At 64.7% G+C, this 13,617-nt stretch carries 12 protein-coding genes; 8 read left to right on the top strand and 4 right to left on the bottom strand.

Features of this window, described 5'->3' with window-relative positions; translation table 11 throughout:
* The first annotated feature begins 322 nt into the window (after positions 1-322).
* Positions 323-793 carry a bacterioferritin gene (bfr, locus tag FG94_RS14155; protein WP_027866505.1) on the top strand — a complete coding sequence of 157 codons (471 nt, stop codon included), beginning with the start codon at positions 323-325 and terminating at the stop codon, positions 791-793.
* A 52-nt stretch (positions 794-845) separates the two neighbouring features.
* Here the strand turns inward: bfr and FG94_RS14160 are convergent, their stop codons facing one another.
* A complete protein-coding gene (locus FG94_RS14160; protein ID WP_036212773.1) occupies positions 846-1,778 on the bottom strand; it encodes a PfkB family carbohydrate kinase in 933 nt (310 codons plus the stop codon).
* On the bottom strand, positions 1,775-2,389 hold the full coding sequence (locus FG94_RS14165; protein WP_036212776.1) for a glutathione S-transferase C-terminal domain-containing protein: 615 nt from the start codon (positions 2,387-2,389) through the stop codon (positions 1,775-1,777). Before FG94_RS14165 ends, FG94_RS14160 begins: the two co-directional genes overlap by 4 nt.
* Before the next feature lie 157 nt (positions 2,390-2,546).
* On the opposite strand from FG94_RS14165, the gene purB reads away from it, so the two are divergent.
* Positions 2,547-3,926 (top strand): adenylosuccinate lyase, encoded by a 1,380-nt coding sequence (gene purB, locus FG94_RS14170; RefSeq protein ID WP_036212779.1) that lies wholly within the window; start codon positions 2,547-2,549, stop codon positions 3,924-3,926.
* Positions 3,927-3,929: 3 nt separating this feature from the next.
* Here the strand turns inward: purB and FG94_RS14175 are convergent, their stop codons facing one another.
* Entirely contained in the window at positions 3,930-5,894 is a 1,965-nt protein-coding gene (locus tag FG94_RS14175) for a TonB-dependent siderophore receptor (protein ID WP_081925995.1), read from the bottom strand.
* A 197-nt stretch (positions 5,895-6,091) separates the two neighbouring features.
* Between FG94_RS14175 and FG94_RS14180 the strand changes: the two genes are divergently transcribed.
* Genes FG94_RS14180 through FG94_RS14190 form a run of 3 tightly spaced genes read left to right on the top strand, consistent with a single transcriptional unit; the run spans position 6,092 to position 7,805 of the window.
* Positions 6,092-6,640 carry a cytochrome b gene (locus FG94_RS14180; protein ID WP_036212782.1) on the top strand — a complete coding sequence of 183 codons (549 nt, stop codon included), beginning with the start codon at positions 6,092-6,094 and terminating at the stop codon, positions 6,638-6,640.
* A complete protein-coding gene (locus tag FG94_RS14185) occupies positions 6,637-7,188 on the top strand; it encodes a YceI family protein (protein WP_036212785.1) in 552 nt (183 codons plus the stop codon). Before FG94_RS14180 ends, FG94_RS14185 begins: the two co-directional genes overlap by 4 nt.
* 41 nt (positions 7,189-7,229) lie before the next feature.
* A complete protein-coding gene (locus FG94_RS14190; protein WP_036212787.1) occupies positions 7,230-7,805 on the top strand; it encodes a YceI family protein in 576 nt (191 codons plus the stop codon).
* A 75-nt stretch (positions 7,806-7,880) separates the two neighbouring features.
* On the opposite strand, the gene FG94_RS27320 is transcribed toward FG94_RS14190, so the two are convergent.
* Positions 7,881-9,389: a hypothetical protein gene (locus FG94_RS27320; RefSeq protein ID WP_229445949.1), complete on the bottom strand. Its 1,509-nt coding sequence runs from the start codon at positions 9,387-9,389 to the stop codon at positions 7,881-7,883.
* 283 nt (positions 9,390-9,672) lie between these two features.
* Between FG94_RS27320 and FG94_RS14200 the strand changes: the two genes are divergently transcribed.
* The 3 genes from FG94_RS14200 (at position 9,673) to FG94_RS14210 (ending at position 13,607) form a co-directional block, all read left to right on the top strand.
* Positions 9,673-9,942, top strand: a complete 270-nt coding sequence (locus tag FG94_RS14200) for a GlsB/YeaQ/YmgE family stress response membrane protein (protein WP_036212790.1) — start codon at positions 9,673-9,675, stop codon at positions 9,940-9,942.
* Between the two features lie 82 nt (positions 9,943-10,024).
* The gene (gene cls / locus FG94_RS14205) at positions 10,025-11,311 is read left to right on the top strand and encodes a cardiolipin synthase (protein ID WP_200879980.1); all 1,287 of its coding nucleotides are present in this window, start codon (positions 10,025-10,027) and stop codon (positions 11,309-11,311) included.
* Between the two features lie 130 nt (positions 11,312-11,441).
* Positions 11,442-13,607, top strand: coding sequence for a S46 family peptidase (locus tag FG94_RS14210; protein ID WP_036212792.1), 2,166 nt, complete (start codon positions 11,442-11,444; stop codon positions 13,605-13,607).
* The last annotated feature ends 10 nt before the right edge of the window (positions 13,608-13,617 follow it).

The raw sequence follows: 13,617 nt of genomic DNA on the forward strand, positions 1-13,617 counted from the left end.
GGAGCCTCGAGGTGATTCGCCAGGAAATGTAGAGTGTCGTCGAACATGGCGACGAAGGTTAACAGCGTTGCCGCGCGTTTACAACGACAAAATAAAAATGCCGTTCAGTCTTAACTGAACGGCATTACCGCTTTCGCGGGGCTTTTTTTCGCCCGCGCCGGGGTACTAAGAAGCGTTCGCACAGCGGAACGAGAACGCTTGTCATTTCGCCGTTTTTTTCGATTTTCACTGCATTTTCCCGGGCTTTTTCAGCGTTTTCGATCCAAAAGCGGGCTGCTTGTTTGTTATCATGGAGCCTATTCAACATCATCAAGGGCATCACATGAAAGGCGACCAGAACGTTCTTCGTCTGCTGAACGCACAGCTGACCAACGAACTCACCGCGATCAACCAGTACTTCCTGCATGCGCGCATGTACCGCCACTGGGGCTTCGGCAAGCTGGCGAAGAAGGAGTACGACGAGTCCATCGGCGAAATGAAGCACGCCGACAAGCTGATCGACCGCATCCTGATGCTCGACGGCCTGCCGAACCTGCAGGCGCTGCACAAGCTGCTCATCGGTGAGTCGACCCAGGAAATGCTGGAATGCGACCTCAAGCTCGAGCGCGCGGCCCAGGTGACGGTCAAGGAAGGCATCGCGGCGGCGGAAGCGGCGGCGGACTACGTGACCCGCGACCTGTTCCTGATGATCCTCGAGGATACCGAGGAGCACATCGAGTGGCTGGAGACGCAGCTGGACCTGATCGTGAAGGTCGGCATCCAGAACTACCTGCAGAGCCAGATCAGCGAATAAAAAAACAAAACCCCGCCTGTGCGGGGTTTTGTTTATCAGGCCGGGCTGCGGCTCAGCGCCACTTCCTCATCCACTGGTCATAAAACCCCAGATCCCGTGGGACGGCCCCCGGAATCGCGCAGATCGCCCCCGCGAACTCGTTGGCGCGCGCCAGCGACAGGTCGAGCGGCCAGCCACGCATCTTCCCCAGCAGGAAAATCGCCGAGAAGGCATCCCCCGCCCCCACCGTGTCGATGACGAAGGGCGGCGCCGGGTTATCGCGGTGCATCAGCACCTGCCCGTCGGCGCCGAAGTACACCGAGCCGCGGTGCCCCAGCGTGACGATCAGCGCGTCGAGCGAGAACATCTGCAGCAGCGCCTGGCACGAGGCGTGCACTTCTTCGGCCGCCATCGCCGCATCGTCCGGCTTGATCTGGAAATACCAGCCGAACATCGCCTGCAATTCTTCCTCGTTGACCTTGGCGATGTTGGCTTCCTGCAGCGAGCGCGTGACGGTGCGCTCGTCCACCTGGCCTTCACGCAGGTTCAGGTCGAGGTAGCGCAGCGCCGGCGTGGCGCGCAGCAGCGCCATCAGGGTGGCGCGCGAGCGCTCGTGGCGCTGGGCCAGGGTGCCGAAATAGAAGATGCCGGGCTGCGTATGTTCCACTGCCGCCTCGGCCTGGGCCCGGTCGATGAAATCGTAGGCCTGGTTCGGCAGGATGGTGAAGCGGTGGCCGCCGCGGGCGCCGCGCTCGACCAGCACGCGGCCGGTCTCCTCGATGGCATCGACCTGCAGGCCGGCTTCGCTCATCGCGAAGCGCTCGAACTCGGCGCGCACCGCCTGCCCCGGCTGGTCCTTGCCGATGCGGGTGAGCATCAGCTGCGGCGCCATGAAGGCGGCCAGGTGGCGCGCCACATTGAAGGGGGCGCCGCCGACCACCTGCTCTGTGGTGAAGTCGTCGACCAGCGCTTCGCCGAAGACGACGGTGGTGGCAGGCGGGTTCACGCGACGAAAGGAACGGTGTCGCGGAACGACGGACGCTCGGCGAGTTTATCGGCCAGGCGCGCCAGGTTCGGGTAGTCGCCGCGCCAGTCGATGTCGGGGAAGCGGAAAGCCAGCCAGCCCAGGGCGCAGCCGACGGCGACGTCGGCCAGCGTGTAGTGGATGCCCATGCAGTAGCTCGATTCGCCTAGGCGGCTGGACATCTCGCGCAGGCCGGCGTGCACCTTGCCCATCTGGCGTTCGATCCACTTGGCGCTCTGCTGCTCCGGGGGGCGCTCGCGCCGCTCGAGGAAGACCAGGATCGCGGCATCGAGCACGCCGTCGGCCAGCGCCTCCCAGACCTTGACTTCGGTGCGCTCGCGGCCGTTCGGCGGCAGCAGCTTGCAGACCGGGGAGATGGTGTCGAGGTATTCGGCGATCACGCGCGAGTCGTACAGCGTGCTGCCGTCTTCCATGACCAGGCAGGGAATCTTGCCGAGCGGGTTGACCTGCTGGATGGTGGTCTCCGGGACCCACACGTTTTCTTGCACAAAGCTGACATCGAGCTTCTTGTCCGCCATCACGACGCGGACTTTACGCACATAGGGACTGGTGAAGGAACCGATGAGTTTCATACATGCCCGAATTTGAGGATTGGGTGCCAGTATAGCATCGCCATTTCGGCGCCTGTCTGCGCCGGACGAGCCTCCCGGGCCGTCCGCGGCGTGGCCTGCGCAAGGCTGCGCGCGCCTCCCAGTGGTAAAATCCGCGTTTTTGCACGGACCGCCCGCCATGACCTCTACCGTCCCCTCCCCTACCCTGTCGGCCCTGTCCCCGCTGGACGGCCGCTATGCGTCGAAAACCGACAAGCTGCGCCCGATCCTGTCCGAAGCCGGCTTCATGCACCACCGCGTGAAGGTGGAAATCGCCTGGCTGCAGGCGCTGTCGCAGGCCGGCTTCCCGGAGATCAAGCCGTTCTCGAGCGAAGCGAACGCTCACCTCGAGCGCATGGCCGCGAACTTCGGCGACGCCGAAGCGGCGCGCATCAAGGAGATCGAGGCGGTCACCAACCACGACGTCAAGGCGGTGGAATACTGGCTCAAGGAGCAGGTGAAGGACGTGCCGGAGCTGGTGGCGGCGAGCGAATTCATCCACTTCGGCTGCACCTCGGAAGACATCAACAACACCTCGCACGGCATGATGCTGAAAGCCGCGCGCGACGGCGTGCTGCTGCCGGCCCTCCAGAACATCATCGCCAAGCTGACCGAAATCGCGCACACCAATGCGGCGCTGCCGATGCTGTCGCGCACCCACGGCCAGACCGCCAGCCCAACCACCCTGGGCAAGGAATTCGCCAACGTGGTCGCGCGCCTGCAGCGCGCCGTCAAGCGCATCGCCGACGTCGAGATCCTCGGCAAGATGAACGGCGCGGTCGGCAACTACAACGCGCACCTAGCAGCCTACCCGGGCTTCGACTGGCCGGCCTTCTCGAAGGAAGTCATCGAGCAGCGCCTGGGCCTGGTGTTCAACCCGTACACCATCCAGATCGAGCCGCACGACTACATGGCCGAGATGTTCGACGCCATCGCGCGCGCCAACACCATCCTGCTCGACCTGAACCGCGACATCTGGACCTATGTCTCGCTCGGCTACTTCAAGCAGAAACTCAAGGCGGGCGAGATCGGTTCGTCGACCATGCCGCACAAGGTCAACCCGATCGACTTCGAGAACTCGGAAGGCAACCTGGGCCTGGCCAACGCGGTGCTGCGCCACATGGCCGAGAAGCTGCCGGTCTCGCGCATGCAGCGCGACCTGACCGATTCGACCGTGCTGCGTAACATCGGCGTCGGCTTCGGCTACGCGCTGCTGGCCTACGACAGCTGCCTGCGCGGCCTGAACAAGCTGGAAGTGAACGCGGCGCGCCTGGAAGCCGACCTCGACGCGAACTGGGAAGTGCTGGCCGAGCCGGTGCAGACCGTGATGCGCCGCTACGGCATCGAGAACCCGTACGAGCAGCTGAAGGAACTCACCCGCGGCAAGGGCATCACCCGCGAAGCGCTGCAGGAGTTCATCGGCAAGCTGGCGATCCCGCAGGAAGCCAAGGACCTGCTGCTGCACATGACGCCGGCGAACTACACCGGCCTGGCGGCGCAGCTGGCGAAAGCGATCTAAGCCCTACAAAGACCACACCAGCTTGACCGCCACCTTGCGGTCAAGCTCCACCCGCGCGTCGGCGGGCCCGTATTCCGCGTGGCTGCCATTCAGGTTCTGCCCCACCACCGACAGCTCCAGCTGCGGCGTCAAGCGCCAGCCGAAGCGCGCGTCCAGCGCCCAGTAGCCCGGCACCTCCGGATTCTCCAGCGCCGCCACCTTGCGCAGCGCCAGCTCCAGCTCGCGCCGCTCATCGATCGCATGGTGCGAGCGCAGCTGCAAGCTGTGCTCCGGATCCTTGCCCGCGATGCCCGGGCCGGCGGCGTCGTTGCTGCCCGGTTTCAGGCGCAGGCGCTCGTGCAGCGCCGTGAAGCCGGCCGACAGGCGCCAGGCCCCGTTCATCTGGTAGTTGCCCCACATCTCGATGCCGGTCGCCTTCCCTTCCATCAGGCTGCCGAAGGTGAGGAAAGTCCAGGTCGGGTCGATCTCCTGGGTCCGCAGGTGGTCGTACTGGTTGTGGAACAGCGTCGCCGAATACGACAGGTCGGGCAGCGGCTGGCCGCGGTAACCCAGTTCGAACACGCGCGCCACCTCCGAGCGCACCCGGGGACCGCCGCGCAGCAGGTAAGGCGGACGGCCCGGGATGAAGGCGTCCACGTCGAGGCGGGTCGGCGCGCGCACGGTGCGCGACAGCGCGGTCCACAACGCGTGCTGGGGCGCCAGGCGCCACGACAGGCGCACGCTCGGCAGGAATTCCAGGCCGGTATAGACGTTGCGCTCGGCGCGCGCGCCGACGACCAGGCTCAGGTCGGGACGCAACGCGATCTCGTCCTGGGCAAACAGGCTGGACCAGGTCTGCTCCGTCTGCGCCGGCAGGAAGGCGATCACCTCGCTGTTTTCCACCTCGTCCCAACTGTGGCGCAGGTTCGCGCCCCAGACCAGGCTGTGGCGGCCCCAGGCCGGCAGCGTATGCTGGAACTGCAGGTCGGCGATCTGCAGCGACTCGACAAAGGTCGGTGGCACTTCGCGCCGTGTGTGGTCGAGGTAGGCCTGCACCGACAAGCGCCCGCCGTCCGCAAGGGCGCGTTCCCAGCGCGCCGTGAGGTTGGCGCCCGCGGTGTCGATGTCGCCGAGGCGCAGCGTGGTGCCGCTCACCGAGATCTCGCCCGGTTCCGGCTGTTCGGGCTCGCCACGGTAAGCGTTGCCGTTCACGCTGACGGTGTCGGCGCCGTCCTTCCAGTCGGCCCGGAAGCCAAGCTGGGCCTGGCGCCAGGCGTCACGGATACGCTTGCCGTCGCCGTTCTCGCCGTGTGCGCGCTGCAGCAGCTTGCCGTAGACGCGCCAGCTGGTTTCCCCGCTGCTTCCGCCTTGTCGGAAGGCGGCATCCCCGCCATCGGTGGCGCCGCGCAGCACCGCCAGGCCGCCCTGGGTCGCCGCGGCCGAGCGCGTGGTGATGTTGATGACGCCGTTGACGGCGTTCACGCCCCACAGGGTGCCGCCCGGGCCGCTGATGACCTCGATGCGCTCGACGTCTTCTAGCATCAGGTCCTGCATGTCCCAGAACACCCCGGAGAACAGGGGCGCATAGACCGAGCGGCCATCGATCATCACCAGCAGCTTGTTGGAGGCGCTATTGTTGCTGCCGTTCAGGCCGCGCGCGCTGATCGAGTAGCCAAAGCTGGAGCGCTGTGCCACATGCAGGTTGGGCGCGAGCCGCAGCGCTTCGGGCAGGCTGTGCGCGCCGGCGCGGCGGATGTCCTCGGCCGTGATCACGAACACCGATGCCGGCGCATCGAGCAGGCGCTCCGGCTTCTTCGACACCGACATGACGTGGATGTTGGCAAGCTCCTCGATCGACAGGTCGGCCAGCTCACCCTGGCTCGCCGGTACGTCGCCAGCTGCCAGCGCCGGCCAGGCCAGGGCCGCGCCCAGGCAGGCCAGGGCGCGCCGGCTGAGCCTCAGGCCCGATGGTGTAAAAGGATGTCGCATAAGTCCTGCTCCATGGCAGCAAAAGTATCCGCAGGTAATCTTTGATAAGGCCTTCTTTATCGAATTTTACATTCTGGCGGCTATTGCTGTGCAGTGAATACAAAGCGTGCTAGTGTACCCAGCGAAATTACACCTACAGCGAGCCCCGCTAAAGACTGGTATAGTCCTAACCAGTACGAATTATTGAAAATAAACATATGTACCGCTACACCATCCCGGCCATCGTCCTGCACTGGCTGATCGCCTTCTTGATCATCGGGACCTTCACGCTCGGGCTGGTCATGACCGATATCCCGGGCATCACGCCGACCAAGCTGAAGTATTTCAACTGGCACAAATGGGCCGGCGTGACGGTGCTGCTGCTTGCCGCCCTGCGCCTGCTGTGGCGCCTGTTTCGTCATCCGCCGGCCTACGCCGACGAGATGCCGGCGTGGCAGCGCGGCGCCTCCCATGGCCTGCATTGGCTGCTGTACATCTTGATGTTCGCAGTGCCCCTGTCCGGCTATTTCTACAGCCTGGCGACCGGCTATCCGATCGTCTGGTTCGGCGTGATCGAACTGCCGGTGCTGATGGGGCCGGATCCGGCCCTGAGAGTCATCCTGAAGGATGTCCACTACTGGCTCAACATGCTGCTGGCGCTGCTCGTCGGCCTGCACGTGGCGGCCGCGTTCAAGCACCTGCTCGTCGACCGCGACGGCGTGATGGCGCGCATGCTGCCTTTCTCTACCCGTAAGGAGTCTCGATGAAACCCATGAAAAGCCTGCTGCTGGCCTCGCTGCTGGCCAGCGCCGTCGCCATCGCGGCGCCCCTGAAAACCGACCCGGCGAAAAGCAGCGTGACGGCCACCTTCAAGCAGATGGGCGTGCCGGTCGAAGCGAAGTTCAAGCAGTTTGCTGCGCAGATCGACTACGACGCCGCCAAGCCGGCCGCGTCGAAGGCGAGCGTCGAGATCCAGACGGCCAGCCTCGACCTGGGCGACCCGGACTACAACAAGGAAGTCGCCAAGAAGGAATGGTTCAACACCGCCCAGTTCCCGAAGGCGAGCTTCGTCTCGACCGCGATCGCGCCGGCCGGCGCGGGCAAGCTGAACGTGAGCGGCAAGCTCACCATCAAGGGCCGCAGCGCCGACGTCAGCTTCCCGCTGAGCGTCAAGGCGGAAGGCGGCAAACAGGTATTCGAAGGCCAGCTGCCGATCAAGCGGCTGGCGTTCAACATCGGCGAAGGCGAGTGGAAGGACACGAGCATGGTCGCCGATGAGGTTGTCATCAAGTTCCGCGTCACGGCGGGCCAGTAATCACCCCAGCAAACACCTCAACACACGCAAGGAATCCTTCCATGAAAATCAAGCACCTGATCGCAGCCCTGGCCGCTTCGAGCACCCTCGGCGCCGGCATCGCCTTCGCCGCCGACACCTACAAGATCGAGCCGAACCACACCTACCCGAGCTTCGAGGCCGACCACATGGGCATCTCGGTCTGGCGCGGCAAGTTCAACAAGACCGACGGCACCGTCACCCTCGACCGTAAGGCCAAGACCGGCACCCTCGACATCACCGTGTACATCGACAGCATCGACTTCGGCCACGACAAGATGAACGAGCACGCCAAGAAGCCGGACATCTTCGACGCCGCCCAATTCCCGACCGCGACCTTCAAGTCGAAGTCGATCAAGTTCACCGGCGACGTCCCGACCTCGGCCGAAGGCGAGCTGACCCTGCACGGCGTGACCAAGCCGCTGACCCTGACCATCAACAAGTTCAAGTGCATCGACCACCCGATGCTCAAGCGCGAAGTGTGCGGCGCCGACGTGACCGGCAGCTTCCAGCGCAGCGACTTCGGCATCAACTTCGGCCTGCCGAAGTTCTCGCCGGAAGTGAAGCTGGCGATCCAGGTGGAAGCGGTCAAGCAGTAATCGCTCGTTCAGCATGGAAAAAGCCTCGGTTCCGCAAGGAACCGAGGCTTTTTTACGTCAAGACGCCGTCAGCGATCAGCGGCCGTCGCGGTCCGCGTCACCCGGGATGGCGCGCTCGACCTTGTGCCATGCGGCGCGCGACGCGTGCTTGGCCTGGTCCCAGCTCAGGCGCGAATTGCCCTTGGTGCGTTCCCACTCGGTCGACAGCTCGTTCTCGTGCATGTCGTAGCCGCCCGGGTAGCGGCCTGCCGAGTTGTAGCCCAGCGCATAGGCCGGTGCGTAATCGTCGTAGGTGTAACCCGGGGTGTAGTACGGCTGGGTCTGGTACTGGTTGCGCCAGTGGGCGTCTTCCTCCTGCGGGTTGACCATCTTGGCCACGCCCTTGCCGGCCATGCCGCCGACGGCCGCGCCGATGCCGGCACCGGCCACCGCGCCGACCGGACCGCCGACCGCGCCGCCCAGCACCGCACCGCCGACCGCAGCGCCGCCAGCCGCACCGACGCCGGTGCCCAGGTGGTGGTCATGCAGTTCGTCGCCCGCTTTCGGGTTCACGACTTCGCCGGTGCCCTTGCCTGCCGCGCCGCCGGCCAGGCCGCCGATCACGGCGCCCGCTGCGGCGCCGACCGGGCCCGCCACCGAACCGGCAACCGCGCCGGCCGCAGCGCCGCCGGCGCCGCCGACGCCCTGCGCCAGGTTATGGTCGTGCAGTTCGTCGCCCGCTTTCGGGTTCACGACTTCGCCCGCGCCCTTGCCGGCTGCGCCGCCCGCCAGGCCGCCGACCACCGCACCGGCAGCCATGCCGATCGGGCCGCCGGCCGCGCCGGCCATCGCGCCCACGGCCGCGCCGCTGCTGGCGCCGACGCCCTTGGCCAGGTAGTGTTCCGACAGGTCGTCGCCCGCTTTCGGGTTCACGACTTCGCCCACGCCCTTGCCGGCGATGCCGCCGGTGACCGCGCCGATGGCGGCGCCCGCCACGGTGCCGACCGGGCCGGCCGCCGAACCAATGGCGGCGCCGGCTGCCGCACCACCCAGGGCGCCGACGCCGGTGCCGATGATGTGGGTGCCGCCGCTGTCGGTCCAGGATTGCTGGATGTGGCGCGCATCTTCGTCCGAACGGGCGTTCACGCCCATCACGATGCCGCCGCGCTTGATGCCTTCTTCATAGTGGGCAGCACGGTCTTCCGGGATGCCGGCGCCGATCAGCGCGCCGATCAGGCCACCGGTGATGCCGCCGGCGCCGGCGCCGGCCAGGGCCGCTGCCAGCGGGCCGGCGACGACCACGCCCAGGCCAGGCAGCACGAGGGTGGTGCCGACGGCGGCGATGCCTGCCAGGACGGCGCCGATGGTGCCGCCGATGCCGGCGCCGATGCCGGCGCCTTCGGCGGCCTTGCTGCCCAGTTCAGTATCGGTGTCGCCGAAATGAGTCTTGCGTGCCTCGTCCGACATCATCAGGTTGACGTCGTCCTTGGTGTAACCGCGGGTCGAGATCGAGGAATATGCACGTTCTGCGCTGGCACGGTCGGGGAACAGGCCAGTGACCATGCGGGAATTCTGGTTGGTGTTATTCGAATCGTAGTTGCTCATGGCGAATCCTTTCAGAAGGTTCAGGTGCTGGGTCCTGCAAACAAAATCGATCTTGCAAGTGTTGAAACCTTATGCCCCGCACAAGACCTCTTCTGTTCGCTGACGCACCCTACCCGGTTCTTTTCGCTCAACAATTCGAAGCGGCAGAACAGGCTTGCAGATTCGCCGTCTAACGTTCGTTGCCGCACCGACCTGAAGGGGACTGGTCTCTAGACTTTTCTCCATGGCCACGGCAATTCAAGGGCCTGGGGGTATGTTTTCTTACACTTGAAGGAGGTACACCATGTTATTCATCATTTGGATCGTTGTCGGTGGCATTCTGGGCTGGCTGGCCAGCATGGTCATGAAGACCGACGCAGAGCAAGGCATGATTCTCAACGTCGTGGTTGGTATCGTTGGCGCCTTCCTGGGTGGCTGGCTGCTGTCGCCGCTGTTCGGCACCGGCACCATCAACTCCGATGACTTCAGCGTCTCGTCGCTGCTGGTTTCGTTCCTGGGTGCTGTCATCCTGCTGGCGATCGTGAACCTGCTGCGTCGCGGCCGTGTTCGCTAATCAGCAATCGGGTAGCCCTAGCTAAAAACCAACGCTTCATGCGTTGGTTTTTTTACGCCCGCAGTTCCATCGGTCTTTCCGTATGTCCCTACTATCACCCAAACGATTCTGGACCATCCTCGTCACGGCCGCTCTCACGCTGGTCGGCGGAGTGCTCGCGCTCAATTTCATGCCGAGCGAAACGCAAATCGATACCCGTCTGACCCGGCAGTACGATACCAACGACCCGCAGTTCCGCCGCTCGCTCGGGGTCCTGCTCGGTCCGCCCATCCTCGAAGGGAACAAGGTCGAGGTCCTGCTCAACGGCGACCAGATCTTCCCGGCCATGCTCGATGCGATCCGTTCGGCCAAGAAGAGCATCACCTTCGAAACCTATATCTACTGGTCCGGCTCGATCGGCAAGGAATTCACCGAGGCCCTGATCGAGCGCGCCCGCGCCGGCGTGAAAGTCCACGTGATGCTGGATTTCATGGGCAGCCTCAAGCTCGACCTGGCCCAGATCGACGCCATGAAACAGGCCGGCGTGCAGGTGCAGCGCTACCACAAGCCGGTCTGGTGGAAGCTGGCGCGCCTGAACAACCGCACCCACCGCAAGCTCCTGGTAATCGACGGCAAGGTCGGCTTCACCGGCGGGGTCGGCATCGCCGACCAGTGGCGCGGCAATGCCCAGGACAAGGACCACTGGCGCGATACCCATTTCCGCATCGAAGGACCGGTGGTCGGCCAGGTGCAGGCCGTGTTCAACGACAACTGGACCAAGGCCACCGGCACCGTGCTGGACGGCGCCGATTATTTCCCGGCCCTGCAGCACGTGGGCGACATGCCGGCCCAGATGTTTTCGAGCTCGCCGACCGGCGGCGCCGAGTCGATGCACCTGATGTACCTGATGGCGATCACCTCGGCGCGCAAGACCATCGACCTGTCCGCGGCCTACTTCGTGCCCGACGAGCTCACCATCCGCACCCTGATCGAAGCGGCGAAACGCGGGGTGCGGGTGCGCATCCTGATGCCAGGCAAGATCATCGATTCGGACCTGGTCAAGGCCGCCTCGCGCGAGCGCTGGGGCGAACTGCTGGCTGCGGGCGTCAAGCTGGCCGAATACCAGCCCACGATGTACCACGTGAAGGCCCTGATCGTCGACAACCTGCTGGTGTCGGTCGGCTCGACCAACTTCGACAACCGCTCCTTCAGCATCAACGACGAGGCCAATCTCAACGTGCTGCACGAAGGCTTCGCGCGCGAGCAGACCGCCATCTTCGAGGATGATTGGCGGCACTCGAGCCCGGTAACCAAGGCGGAACACCGCGAACGGCCGTGGTGGCAGCGACTGAGCACCGGCGTCGCCTCGCTGTTTAGCGCCCAGTTGTAGGACAAGTTTCTAACGAAAAACTACGCGTTTGTCTGTACGAAATACTGGTTGACGATGTGTATGGTGATTACGGATACTCTTGGATGCTCCGCGGAGCCCAAGAGTTCCCACTTCCTATACATAGACGCGAATGAAAAAGACCCTCCTCTCGCTGGCCATCCTGACCAGCTTCGCCGCACACGCGGACGAAGGCATGTGGATGCCGCAGCAGCTGCCACAAGTAGCCAAGCAACTGAAAGCCGCCGGCCTCAAGCTGGATCCGTCCACCCTGACCAAGCTGACCGAATTTCCGATGGGCGCGATCGTGAGCCTGGGCGGCTGCTCGGCCTCGTTCGTTTCGCCGCAGGGCCTGGTCGTCACCAACCACCACTGCGTGTACAACAGCATCGCGGTCAACTCGACCCCGGAACGCGACCTGCTGGCGAACGGCTTCCTGGCCAAGACCCTGGGCGAAGAGTTGCCGGCCGCACCAGGCAGCCGTGTCTACGTGACCGAGGAAGTGGCCAACGTCACCAACCAGATCATCACCCCGGACGTCGCCAAGCTGAGCGGCAAGGCACGTATCGACGCCATCGAGAAGAACCAGAAGACGCTGGTGGCCGAGTGCGAGAAGGATGCCGGCTACCGCTGCACCGTGGCCAGCTTCTACGGCGGCCTGGAGTTCTACCGCCTGAAGCAGCTCGAGATCCGTGACGTGCGCCTGGTGCACGCACCGCCGGCCGGCGTCGGCAAGTTCGGCGGCGACACCGACAACTGGATGTGGCCGCGCCACACCGGCGACTACGGCTTCTACCGCGCCTACGTGAGCAAGGACGGCAAGGCCGCCGAGTTCTCGCAGGACAACGTGCCGTACAAGCCGAAGCACGTGCTGAAGATTGCCGACCCGAGCGCCAGCGCCAAGGAAGGCGACTTCGTGATGGTGCTGGGCTACCCGGGCCGCACCAACCGCCATCGCCTGCCGTCGGAAGTCGAATCGACCTTCACCTGGAACTACCCGGCCTTCGTGCAGGCATCGGGCGAGACCCTGGCGATCATCGAGCGCGAGACCAAGAACGACCCGGCCGCCAAGCTCAAGTACGCCGGCCAGATCGCCGGCGTCAACAACTACTACAAGAACCGCAAGGGCATGCTGACCTCGTACGCGAACAGCGACTTCCTGCAGCGTAAGACGGCCGAGCACAATGCCCTGAAGGCCTGGGTCAACGCCACCCCGGCGCGCAAGGCGCAGTATGCCGCCGACATCGAGCAGGCCGAGAAGCTGATCGCCGAGCGCGACGCCAACGCCAAGAAGGGCTTCTACCTTTCGTACGCCCAGCCGAAGTTCCTGTCCTCGGCGCGTTCGCTGTACCGCCTGGCCAACGAACGCACCAAGCCGGACGCCGAACGCAAGACCGGCTTCCAGGAACGCGACCTGGCGCGCTGGACCTCGGTCATCACCGGCCAGGACCGCACCTACGACGAAAAGGTCGACAAGGCGCTGGTGTTGAACTTCCTCACCAAGTACAACGCGCAGCCGGCTGCCGAGCATGACGCCGCCTTCGATGCCGCCCTCGGCATCAAGCCGGGCATGAGCGACGCCGAGCTGAAGGCCGCGCTGGACCGCATCTACGCCGGCTCCAAGCTGGCCAACAAGGAAGAGCGCGCCGCATGGCTGAAGAAGTCGCCGGCCGAGTTCCAGGCCTCGAACGACAGTTTCATCAAGGCCGCCGTCGCGATGTACGACGCTGGCCTGAAGGATGAAGCCAAGGAAGAGGAAATGGCGGGCAAGATCCAGCAAGCCTACGGCAACTACATGCGCGCCAAGATCGCCTACATGAACAGCAAGGGCCAGGCCGTCTACCCCGACGCCAACGGCACCCTGCGCGTCACCTTCGGCAAGGTGATGGGCCGTGACGTCGGCGCCGACGGCACCGGTTCCTGGACCGCGTTCACGACCCCGAAGGGCATCGTGGCCAAGCACACCGGCGAAGGCGAGTTCAACGCGCCGGAAGCCCAGCTGGCGGCGATCCAGTCCAAGGACTTCGGCAAGTACGTCGATCCGAAGCTGAAGACCGTGCCGGTCAACTTCCTGGCAACGCTTGACATCACCGGCGGCAACTCGGGTTCGGCCGCGCTGAACTCGAAGGGCGAGCTGATCGGTCTGGCCTTCGACGGCACCCTGGATTCGATCATCTCGGACTGGGACTTCAACAAGGCCATGACCCGCTCGATCCAGGTCGACAGCCGCTACATGCTGTGGAACATGAAGCATGTGGACAAGGCCGACAACCTGCTGAAGGAAATGGGCGTGCAATAAGCCCGACGGC

Source organism: Massilia sp. LC238 (assembly GCF_000735635.1).
Lineage (GTDB): Bacteria > Pseudomonadota > Gammaproteobacteria > Burkholderiales > Burkholderiaceae_D > Telluria > Telluria varians.

Coding starts and splice junctions, on each gene's coding strand:
- FG94_RS14185 (WP_036212785.1), top strand. CDS start 6,637: ATGAAACCCATGAAAAGCCTGCTGCTGGCCTCGCTGCTGGCCAGCGCC.
- cls (WP_200879980.1), top strand. CDS start 10,025: ATGTCCCTACTATCACCCAAACGATTCTGGACCATCCTCGTCACGGCC.
- FG94_RS14200 (WP_036212790.1), top strand. CDS start 9,673: ATGTTATTCATCATTTGGATCGTTGTCGGTGGCATTCTGGGCTGGCTG.
- FG94_RS14165 (WP_036212776.1), bottom strand. CDS start 2,389: ATGAAACTCATCGGTTCCTTCACCAGTCCCTATGTGCGTAAAGTCCGC.
- FG94_RS14190 (WP_036212787.1), top strand. CDS start 7,230: ATGAAAATCAAGCACCTGATCGCAGCCCTGGCCGCTTCGAGCACCCTC.
- FG94_RS27320 (WP_229445949.1), bottom strand. CDS start 9,389: ATGAGCAACTACGATTCGAATAACACCAACCAGAATTCCCGCATGGTC.
- purB (WP_036212779.1), top strand. CDS start 2,547: ATGACCTCTACCGTCCCCTCCCCTACCCTGTCGGCCCTGTCCCCGCTG.
- FG94_RS14175 (WP_081925995.1), bottom strand. CDS start 5,894: ATGCGACATCCTTTTACACCATCGGGCCTGAGGCTCAGCCGGCGCGCC.
- FG94_RS14210 (WP_036212792.1), top strand. CDS start 11,442: ATGAAAAAGACCCTCCTCTCGCTGGCCATCCTGACCAGCTTCGCCGCA.
- bfr (WP_027866505.1), top strand. CDS start 323: ATGAAAGGCGACCAGAACGTTCTTCGTCTGCTGAACGCACAGCTGACC.
- FG94_RS14180 (WP_036212782.1), top strand. CDS start 6,092: ATGTACCGCTACACCATCCCGGCCATCGTCCTGCACTGGCTGATCGCC.